Below are 3,458 nucleotides of genomic sequence, written 5' to 3' on the forward strand. Positions count from 1 at the left end.
GTATTAAGAGTCTGACGATGACCTACTCTCACATGGGCAAGTGCCACACTACCATCGGCGCAGGCTTGTTTCACTTCTGAGTTCGGGATGGGATCAGGTGGTTCCAAGCCGCTATGGTCGTCAGACAAAACGGTTTGATCACTGGGGGACGAGATGGAACGTGATGTTGATTTCGTTTGGTGCGTTATCCGCAATTGTCTTGGGTGTTATATAGTCAAGCCGCACGAGCAATTAGTACTGGTTAGCTCAACGCCTCGCAGCGCTTACACACCCAGCCTATCAACGTCCTGGTCTTGAACGGCTCTTCAGGAGGCTCAAGGCCTCAGGGAGATCTCATCTTGGAAGGGGCTTCCCGCTTAGATGCTTTCAGCGGTTATCCTATCCGAACATAGCTACCCAGCAGTGCTTCTGGCGAAACAACTGGAACACCAGCGGTTCGTCCACTCCGGTCCTCTCGTACTAGGAGCAGCTTTCCTCAAATCTCCAACGTCCACGGCAGATAGGGACCGAACTGTCTCACGACGTTCTAAACCCAGCTCGCGTACCACTTTAAATGGCGAACAGCCATACCCTTGGGACCGGCTTCAGCCCCAGGATGTGATGAGCCGACATCGAGGTGCCAAACACCGCCGTCGATGTGAACTCTTGGGCGGTATCAGCCTGTTATCCCCGGAGTACCTTTTATCCGTTGAGCGATGGCCCTTCCATACAGAACCACCGGATCACTATGACCTACTTTCGTACCTGCTCGACGTGTCTGTCTCGCAGTCAAGCGGGCTTGTGCCATTACACTAACCGTACGATGTCCGACCGTACTTAGCCCACCTTTGTGCTCCTCCGTTACGCTTTGGGAGGAGACCGCCCCAGTCAAACTACCCACCACACAGTGTCCTCAACCCCGATAAGGGGCCAGAGTTAGAACCTCAAACATGCCAGGCTGGTATTTCAAGGTTGGCTCCACCAGAACTGGCGTCCTGGTTTCAAAGCCTCCCAGCTATCCTACACAAGCATATTCAAAGTTCACTGTGAAGCTATAGTAAAGGTTCACGGGGTCTTTCCGTCTAGCCGCGGATACACCGCATCTTCACGGCGATTTCAATTTCACTGAGTCTCGGGTAGAGACAGCGCCCCCATCGTTACGCCATTCGTGCAGGTCGGAACTTACCCGACAAGGAATTTCGCTACCTTAGGACCGTTATAGTTACGGCCGCCGTTTACCGGGGCTTCGATCAAGAGCTTCGCACGAATGCTAACCCCATCAATTAACCTTCCGGCACCGGGCAGGCGTCACACCGTATACGTCCACTTTCGTGTTTGCACAGTGCTGTGTTTTTAATAAACAGTCGCAGGGGCCTGGTATCTTCGACCGGCTTCCGCTCCACCCGCAGGGGTTTCACGTACACACCGGCGTGCCTTCTCCCGAAGTTACGGCACCATTTTGCCTAGTTCCTTTACCCGAGTTCTCTCAAGCGCCTTGGTATTCTCTACCTGACCACCTGTGTCGGTTTGGGGTACGGTCCCGAATAGCCTGAAGCTTAGAAGATTTTCCTGGAAGCAGGGCATCAATGACTTCGCGCCCTTGGGCACTCGTCGTCGCGTCTCGGGATATGTGGACCCGGATTTGCCTAAGTCCACTCCCTACATGCTTAAACCGGGGCAACCGTCGCCCGGCTCACCTAGCCTTCTCCGTCTCTCCATCGCAGCTATCCAAGGTACGGGAATATTAACCCGTTTCCCATCGACTACACCTTTCGGTCTCGCCTTAGGGGCCGACTCACCCTGCGCCGATTAGCGTTGCGCAGGAACCCTTGGTCTTCCGGCGTGGGAGTTTTTCACTCCCATTGTCGTTACTCATGTCAGCATTCGCACTTCTGATACCTCCAGCATGCTTCTCAACACACCTTCGCAGGCTTACAGAACGCTCCCCTACCCCGCATACAGAGTATGCAGCCGCAGCTTCGGTAACCAGTTTGAGCCCCGTTACATCTTCCGCGCAGGCCGACTCGACTAGTGAGCTATTACGCTTTCTTTAAAGGATGGCTGCTTCTAAGCCAACCTCCTAGCTGTCTGAGCCTTCCCACATCGTTTCCCACTTAACTGGTATTTTGGGACCTTAGCTGGCGGTCTGGGTTGTTTCCCTCTTCACGACGGACGTTAGCACCCATCGTGTGTCTCCCGGATAGTACTCACAGGTATTCGGAGTTTGCATGGGGTTGGTAAGTCGAGATGACCCCCTAGCCCAAACAGTGCTCTACCCCCTGTGGTATTCGTCCGAGGCGCTACCTAAATAGCTTTCGGGGAGAACCAGCTATCTCCGGGCTTGATTAGCCTTTCACTCCGATCCACAAGTCATCCCCTGGCTTTTCAACGACAGTGGGTTCGGTCCTCCAGTTGATGTTACTCAACCTTCAACCTGCTCATGGATAGATCGCCCGGTTTCGGGTCTATGCCTAGCGACTGATTCGCCCTATTCAGACTCGGTTTCCCTACGGCTCCCCTAAACGGTTAACCTCGCCACTAAACATAAGTCGCTGACCCATTATACAAAAGGTACGCCGTCACAGAACAAGTCTGCTCCGACTGCTTGTACGCATACGGTTTCAGGATCTATTTCACTCCCCTCACAGGGGTTCTTTTCGCCTTTCCCTCACGGTACTGGTTCACTATCGGTCAGTCAGGAGTATTTAGCCTTGGAGGATGGTCCCCCCATGTTCAGTCAACGTTTCTCGTGCGCCGACCTACTCGATTTCACTAGACTCAGATTTCGGATACGGGGCTATCACCCACTATGGCGGCACTTTCCAGAGCCTTCTCCTATCAGTTGTCTAGCTTAAGGGCTAGTCCCCGTTCGCTCGCCGCTACTTAGGGAATCTCGGTTGATTTCTTTTCCTCGGGGTACTTAGATGTTTCAGTTCCCCCGGTTCGCCTCTTACACCTATGTATTCAGTGCAAGATACCCGATCGAAATCGGGTGGGTTTCCCCATTCAGAAATGTCCGGATCACAGCTCGTTTGCCAGCTCCCCGAACCTTATCGCAGGCTTCCACGTCTTTCATCGCCTCTGACTGCCAAGGCATCCACCGTATGCGCTTAGTTGCTTGACTATATAACCCCAAGACAACTGCGAACCCGAAGGTTCCAGTTTTCCTGAAGCGATATAACAACCACTTCAACGACAACACCGGATAACGCTTGAAATCGTTATCACTTTGAATATTTTCTCTCGGAGATAATGAGAGAAGAATATTCGTGTTCTATCTCGTCCAATTTGTTAAAGAGCAAATCTGACCCAGTGATCAGAAAGAAGGATTTCGAACTTAAACGTCATTAAGTTGAAACACTTGTTTCTGCACACTGCTAACCGAAGTTAGTCAGTAAAGTTTTGGTGGAGCTAGGCAGGATCGAACTGCCGACCTCCTGCGTGCAAGGCAGGCGCTCTCCCAGCTGAGCTATAGCCCC

General features: G+C 52.5%; 1 tRNA gene and 2 rRNA genes. All 3 read right to left on the reverse strand.

Annotated elements, in window-relative coordinates:
* Window positions 1-9 precede the first annotated feature (9 nt).
* Window positions 10-125, reverse strand: a 5S ribosomal RNA gene (gene rrf / locus JAO79_RS16135).
* An 85-nt stretch (window positions 126-210) separates the two neighbouring features.
* A 23S ribosomal RNA gene (locus JAO79_RS16140) occupies window positions 211-3,103 on the reverse strand.
* Between the two features lie 279 nt (window positions 3,104-3,382).
* A tRNA-Ala gene (locus JAO79_RS16145) sits at window positions 3,383-3,458 on the reverse strand.

This window comes from Marinobacter litoralis (assembly GCF_016427555.1).
Taxonomy (GTDB): Bacteria; Pseudomonadota; Gammaproteobacteria; order Pseudomonadales; family Oleiphilaceae; genus Marinobacter; species Marinobacter litoralis_A.